General features: G+C 60.9%; 6 protein-coding genes. All 6 read left to right on the top strand.

The window, feature by feature from the left end:
- The coding region (locus tag JNL55_RS06740) for a serine hydrolase domain-containing protein (protein ID WP_293851075.1) at window positions 1-1,317 on the top strand (1,317 nt) is incomplete at its 5' end.
- A 29-nt stretch (window positions 1,318-1,346) separates the two neighbouring features.
- Window positions 1,347-2,453: a serine hydrolase domain-containing protein gene (locus tag JNL55_RS06735; protein ID WP_293851072.1), complete on the top strand. Its 1,107-nt coding sequence runs from the start codon at window positions 1,347-1,349 to the stop codon at window positions 2,451-2,453.
- A 23-nt stretch (window positions 2,454-2,476) separates the two neighbouring features.
- Window positions 2,477-4,639, top strand: coding sequence for a S9 family peptidase (locus tag JNL55_RS06730; RefSeq protein WP_293851070.1), 2,163 nt, complete (start codon window positions 2,477-2,479; stop codon window positions 4,637-4,639).
- Window positions 4,640-4,657: 18 nt separating this feature from the next.
- Window positions 4,658-5,953, top strand: coding sequence for an NAD(P)/FAD-dependent oxidoreductase (locus tag JNL55_RS06725; protein ID WP_293851068.1), 1,296 nt, complete (start codon window positions 4,658-4,660; stop codon window positions 5,951-5,953).
- A 143-nt stretch (window positions 5,954-6,096) separates the two neighbouring features.
- Complete coding sequence (locus JNL55_RS06720) at window positions 6,097-6,615, top strand: RNA polymerase sigma factor (RefSeq protein WP_293851065.1); 519 nt, start codon at window positions 6,097-6,099, stop codon at window positions 6,613-6,615.
- Window positions 6,612-7,304, top strand: a 693-nt coding sequence (locus tag JNL55_RS06715; RefSeq protein WP_293851062.1) for a FecR family protein, incomplete at its 3' end; no start/stop codon positions are given. The genes JNL55_RS06720 and JNL55_RS06715, both read left to right, overlap by 4 nt.

Genomic DNA, 7,304 nt, shown 5'->3' with positions numbered 1-7,304 from the left:
ATCGTGTTCGAAGCAGGGTTCGGCTGGGCCGATAAGGAACGTCGCGTCGCGGCCACGCCGCACACCATGTATTCGTTGGCATCGTTGACCAAGCCGATCACGGTGACGGGGTTGATGACGCTGATCGAAGCAGGGAAGGTGCAGTCCCTGGATCAGCCTGCCAATGATCTGCTCGGCAACGCCAAGCTCAAGGTGTGGGTGGGCGACGAGCGGCAAGTTACCGTGCGTAGCCTGGTCAATCACACTTCGGGAGTTCCGGGCGGCGGACAGTTCTTCTATGGGGACGACATCCGGTTGCGCCCTGCCATGGACGAGGCGGTGTTGCGCTATGGCGGCGTGATGTTTGCTCCGGGCGAACGCTATGACTATTCCAATCTCGGCTACGGCGTGCTGGGGTACATCGTCGAGCGAGCTTCCGGACGCAGCTACGAGCAGTATCTGAAGCAGTCGATCTTCGTGCCGCTCGGCATGACGCGTTCGTCGATCGATGTCGGGCCCGGCCTCGAGGAGTATCAGGCGATTCGTTATGACGGCGGCGGCCAGCCGCTGCCGCCGTATGTTGCCACCGAAGCCGGCTCGATGGCCGCTTACTCGAGCGCACACGATCTGGCGCGACTCGGCATGTTCTTTCTGAAGGACCGCTTGCCGGATCAGCAACGCATTCTCAGCGATGCTTCCATCGATCAGATGCTGCACGACCCGGGCCCGGCATTCCGGAACGGCTCACGGAGTGTTGGCTGGCGCGCGCGACAGCAGGGCAACGAGATCGTGTTCGGTCATGACGGCTCGATGGCCGGCGCGAACGCGGATTTGTCCATGTCACCGTCGCGGGATATTTGTGTGGTGGTGCTGGCCAATGGCGCCATGGGTTTCGGTAGAAGAAAGATCAGCGATGCGCTGTTCAAGGCAGTGGTTCCGCAGTGGACGGCAGCAAAACAGCCGGTGGCGCCGGCGCCCGCGGCTCGGTTGCAACCCACGTCTGAACTGATCGGGCGGTGGGTCGGCAAGATTCACACCTACGAGCGCGATCTGCCGGTGGAGTTGAATGTGCTGGCCACGGGTGAGATCCATGTGCAGGTCGGTTCGCAATTGAAGACGTTGTTGAACAATGTGAGTTTCGAGGACGGGTTACTCAGTGGCGCGGCTGCCAGCCGCATCGACACCGGCGACACTCAGCGCTATCCGCACGATGTGAGTTTCTCGCTACGGCTTCGCGGCTCGGTGTTGAATGGTGAAGCGATGGCGAATTCGCTGCCAGCGCCGAGTGTCTCTTGGATTTATAACCTGCCTCATTGGGTGGAGCTGCAGCGCCAATGACGATCACCTCGACTATTATGAAGCCCTGTTTGAAATCGCTCGTGTCGGCTCTGGTGGCGGCGGCCTGCTTGAGCAGCGTCGTTGCGCCGGCAAGCGCGGATGTAGCTACTGCTGACATTTCAGCGAGCGTGGATGCTTTGTTCGCGCCTTGGAATCGGGCGGACGGGCCGGGCTGCGCGGTTGCAGTGGTGAACGATGGCAAAGTCGTTCATGAGCGTGGCTATGGCATGGCGAATCTGGACTACGGCATTGCCATCACGCCGGACACGGTGTTCTACATCGCCTCGGTGTCCAAGCAGTTCACGGCGGCGGCGATTGCGTTGCTGGCCGAAGAAAAGAAAATCTCGTTGGACGACGACCTTCGTAAGTATGTGCCCGAGATCCCGGCGTATCAGAAGCCGATTCTGGTGCGTCACCTGGTTCATCACACCAGCGGCCTGCGGGACTATCTGGAGCTGTGGACCAAGTCCGGTCGCAGTTATGCCGATTCGATTCCGGAAGCGGAGGCCATCGCGTCGATTGCCCGTCAGGATGCGTTGGATTTCACGCCGGGCTCGGCGTACTACTACAGCAACTCGGGCTATTTCCTGTTGTCGGTAATCGTGAAGCGGGCCAGCGGGAAGCCGCTGAGCCAGTATGCGCAGGAAAAGATCTTTGGCCCGTTGGGCATGAAGAACACTCATTTCCATGACGATCGATCGCGCGTCGTGCCGAATCGCGCCACGGCTTACTTCAAGAACAAAGCGGACGAGACTGCGTTCAGCGAGTTCCGCACCAGCTACGACTTGGTGGGCGACGGCGGCGTGCTAACCACGGTGCGTGACTTGGTGCGCTGGGATCAGAACTTCTATCAAAACAAATTGGGCACGCGCGGTGCTGCGCTGATCTCTCAGTTGGAGAGCACTGAGCCGCTGACCAACGGTAACCCCGGAGAGTACGCGTTCGGTCTGCTGCGTCGGGAGATCGGCGGCATGAAGGCCATCGGGCATCCCGGCACGTTCATCGGGTTCAAGGCGGATTACGTGCGCATTCCTGCGCAACGCACGTCGATGATCACGCTATGCAATGGTGATGTCGAAGTGACCAAGCTGAGCAGCTCGGTGCTATCGGCTTATCGGCCGACGCCGCGTTCCTGATAGCCGACTCACCGGGCTTCAATATGACGATTCTTCAACGTGCGCGAGCATGCGTGCTCGCGTTGATCTGCTGCTGCCTGCTTTCGCCGGTTTGGGGCGCGGACGTCACGTTCGAGCAGCTGCGTGGCTATGCCTTCCCGACCAATCTGATCGCAGCGAAGAGCGTTTCTCGTGTGGCTTGGACTGTGGATGAGCGCGGCCGGCGCAATGTTTGGGTTGCGAGCGGACCTGACTTCGCAGCTCGGCAGCTCACGGTTTATGACGCGGATGATGGTCAAGAGATCAGCAGCCTGCAGTTGACGGCTGACGGCTCGCGAGCCGTCTATGTGCGAGGCGGAGATCACAGCGGCAGTTGGGGTGAAGAATCGCCGGTGAATGTGTTGTCTCACCCGGCGGGGACCAAGGTTGAGATTTGGTCGGTGCTGTTTGCCGGCGGCGCTCCGGTGCGGCTTGCTGACGGGGACTATCCTGCGGTTAGCCCGGATGGGTTGCGCGTTGCTTACTTAAAGAACGGCGCTGCCTGGGTTGTGCCGATTGACGCCAGCGCTGAGCCGAAGAAGTTGTTCACCGCGCGCGGTGGTACGAGTTCGCTGCGTTGGTCGCCGGATGGTTCTCGGCTCGCTTTCGTGTCTTCGCGCGATGCTACGTCGTATGTTGGTGTTTACTCCGACGAGCGTACGCCGATTCTATGGATGGCGCCGAGTGTGTATCGCGATGGCAGTCCGGTGTGGTCGCCGGATGGGAAGCAGATTGTGTTCATTCGCCGCCTGGGCGATGGCGGCCCGCCGTCGCCAGCGTTGCAGTTCGCTGCGCGTCCGTGGTCGATTTGGGTTGCCGATGCGCGCAGTGGCACTGCCAAACCCCTTTGGAGCAGCGGTGCTTCTCGTCGTGAGAGCACGTTCAATTTCTTTTTAGAGTGGGCGGCCGGCAACCGCATCGTTTTCAATAGCTACGCCGATGGTTGGCAGCATCTGTATTCCTTGCCTGCGAACGGCGGCACGCCGCGGTTGCTGACACCGGGTGAGTACATGGTGGAGGAGGCGACGCTCAGCCCTGACGGTAAGCGTGTGCTGTTCTCTGCCAACACCGGTACTGAAAATGATGATATTGATCGGCGGCATCTGTTCCAGACGCCGGTCGATCGCTCGGAGGTATCGCAGCTCACCGCCGGTAAGGGCTTGGAATGGTCGCCGGTGGTGACGAGCGACGATCGCGTGATGTTCATCAGCGCCACCTCGCAACGTCCGCCGGTACCGGCGACGTTGCTCGCGAAGGGCAAGCAGAAGCTTGTCGCGCCCGAATCGGTGCCTGCGACGTCGCCAGCTGACAGGCAGAAGGTGCTCGCGCCTACGTTCGTGCCGGCAACGTACCCGTTCGACGTCTTGGTCACGCCAAAGAAAGTGACCTTCAAAGCCGCCGACGGTGTGATCGTGCACGGTCAGCTGTTCGAGCCGAAGCGTGCTAACGGCAAACGACCTGCTGTCGTCTATCTACACGGCGGCCCGCAGCGGCAGATGCTGTTGGGCTGGCACATGATGGGCGGCTACTCCAACGACTACGCCTTCAATCAATACCTCGCGCATCGAGGTTTCGTGGTGCTGTCGCTGAATTATCGTCTCGGCCCGGGCTACGGGTTCGACTATCACTTCCCAGCTCGCAGCGGCCAGCGCGGCGCTTCTGAATATCAAGATGTGAAGGCCGCCGGCCAATACCTGCAGTCGTTGCCGAACGTCGATGCGAATCGGATAGGTGTCTACGGCGGCTCCTATGGTGGCTATCTCACCGCCATGAGCCTGGCTCACGACTCGGCTCTATTCAAAGCCGGCGTCGACATTCATGGCGTGCACGACTGGATCCTCCACTACGGCGCAAAGGATCTACTCTCGCGTACTCGTTATGAAGCGCCTCCGGATGCCCGAGAAGCATTGGAAACCAACTGGTCGTCATCACCAGTCTCTGCACTCAGCAACTGGACGTCGCCAGTGCTGCTGATCACCGGCGACGATGATCGCAATGTCAGTGTGGTCCAGACCGTTGATCTGTGGCGGCGGCTTCGAGAGACCGACGTGCACGCGGAGACGCTAATCCTGGTCGACGAGACGCACAGCATGCACCGGTACGAGAACGTCCTGAGGACGAACGCAGCCACGGTCGAGTTCCTGGAGCGCTTTCTCGGCGATCGGTGATCGTGCTATTGATGCAGGATGCGGAGTCAGCATCAGCAGGGCATCGAAGCTTCCACTCACGGCTTATGGGCCGCCACCGCGCCGGTGTTACAAACCGAGCCTCTGAGCGGTGACAGCTCGGCTGATGTCGCTGTCATCGGCGCCGGCTACACCGGCCTGTCAGCCGCGTTGCATGCTCGAGAACACGGGCTCTCGGTGGTGGTGCTCGACGCGGCGGACGTCGGTTTCGGCGGGGCCGGGCGGAACGTTGGTCTCGTCAATGCAGGTCTGTGGCTGCAACCCAATGACGTCCTCAAAGCTCTCGGAAAATCCTACGGCGAACGCTTGATCGCCGAGCTGGGGCGCGCTCCGCAGGTAGTGTTCGAACTCATTGAGTGCAACGCCATCGCGTGCGAAGCCAATCCCAAGGGAACGTTGCACTGTGCGGTAGGCCGCAAGGGTGTTAGTGAGCTTGAGCAGCGCTTTGCTCAGTGGCGCGAATTAGGCGCACCGGTCGAACTACTGACACGCGAGCAGACCGTCGCCGAAGTGGGTAGCACCGCCTTCGCTGCCTCCTTGCTAGACCGACGTGCCGGGACGATCCAGCCACTGGCCTATGCGCGGGGTCTGGCCACCGCCGCGATGAGGCAGGGCGCCCACATCTACTCACAAACTCCAGTACAGAAAGTCGAGCAAGAACGGGCGCGCTGGAAGTTATCAACTTCACGGGGCAGTGTGCTTGCAGATTGGGTGGTCGTCGCAACGGACGCTTATACAAAAGGGCCGTGGGCTGAAGTTCGTCAAGAACAAGTCGCGCTGCCGTACTTTAATCTCGCGACTAAACCTCTCTCACCGGCGCTGCGAGAGAGCATCTTGCCGAGTCGGCGCGGCGCATGGGACACGCAATCCGTGTTGACGTCATTCAGGCTAGACGACGCAGGTCGTCTGATCTTCGGCAGCGTCGGCGCGTTACGCAGTGGCGGAGCCGCAGTTCACAAGGCGTTCTCACGCCGAGCCTTGCGAACATTGTTTCCTCAGCTCGCGGCGGTGGAATTCGAGCACGCCTGGTACGGCACCATCGGCATGACGGCCGACAGCATTCCGCGATTTCATCGATTTGCGCCGAACGTGCTCGGGATCAGTGGGTACAACGGTCGCGGCATCGGTCCGGGGACCGTCTTCGGCCGGCTGCTTGCCCAGCATGTCGCCGGCAAACTCCGGGAGGACGAGATGCCGCTGCCGGTGAGCCCGGTCCAGTCGCCCAAACTGCGGCATCTCAAAGAATGGACCTACGAGTACGGCGCCCAGCTGGCACACCTGTTCGCTTCAAGATGAGGCGAGCGGGGCGGCCCAAATAAGAATAATTGTCATCAGGCCAGGGATTTGGGTCGACTGATTTAGGTCAGACGGCCGAGCCGGGCGGAAACCTCACCGGCCACCCACCTCGAAGCGAAATATTTTTTTTAGGCGCTTCGCCGATGGCAGACCTTGAATTCCCGTGGCATCTTGCCTGCATGCATTGGTTCACCGCCCATCTGCGTCGACTACACCTGGTGTTGATACGACGCGGCCATAGTCGCGAGGACAGCGAGGATCTGATTCAGGAAGCGTTCCTCCGCGTCAAAGCTTACTGCGACGGCGGCGGTGAAGTGCGCGAGCCGGAAGCCTTCCTGGTCCGCTCGGTTTTGAACCTGGCGCGCGACCGGCATGAAAGCGCGCATCGCGATCTGTACGTCGCCCAGCCTGTCGAAGATCTGGTCATCCTAGATACAGCGCCGCATCCCGAGGAGGTGTTGGATACCGAGCAACGGCTGAATGAGTTGCGCCAGACCTTGAATGCCATCAACCCGCGCACCTGCGAAGCCTTCTTTCTACATCGAATCGACGGATTGAGTTACGCGCAGATCGCCGAACATTTCGACATCAGCGTGAGCGCGGTCGAGAAGCACATCGCCAAGGCAATGTCCGCCATTGGCCGGAGGTTGCTACAGCCATGAGTACGGATGCCAGCGAGATGAAGCCAGCCCCGACGCCCGCCGAGATCGACGAGGCGGCGGTGTGGATCGCGCGATTGCATGCTCCCAACCGCACACTACAAGTGGAGCGGGGCTTCCGCCGTTGGATGGCGGAGCGTCCGAGCCATGCTGCGGCCTTCGAAACGGTCTCTACGGGTTGGGAGTTGAGCGGCATGCTCGAACGCCGGCCGTTCCCACGGGTGAATCGCTGGCAGCGGGCGGGATTTCGTGAAGGCTTCGTGCGTGCGACGTTGGCGGTGGCCGCCACTGTGGTGCTGGTCGTTGGCGCACTGGTGGCCCACCAGGTCTATACCGACGAAGTGAAGACCAGCGTTGGCGAGCAGCGCACCGTCACGTTGGAAGATGGTTCGCGGATGACGCTCAACACCACGACCCGAGTCGCCGTTAACTACGATGAGCATGCACGTCGCGTCGAACTCAAATCCGGCGAAGCGTTGTTCGAGGTGACCAAGCAGGAGCGTCCCTGGCCGTTCATCGTGACGGTGGGCGATAAGACGATCACCGCAGTGGGCACGGCATTCGTGGTCCGTGCCGATGCCAAGCAGACGTCGGTGTTCATGGTCGAGGGCGAAGTCGTGGTCGCGCCGGCCAAGACGATGTCGCAAGCAGTTCCGGCTTCGCAGTCGCTGACCATTGGTCAACGCTTGACG

The organism is Steroidobacter sp. (assembly GCF_016790065.1).
Lineage (GTDB): Bacteria > Pseudomonadota > Gammaproteobacteria > Steroidobacterales > Steroidobacteraceae > Steroidobacter.
The sequence above is the reverse complement of the archived record's forward strand: the minus strand, read 5'-3'. Positions and strand labels throughout refer to the sequence as shown.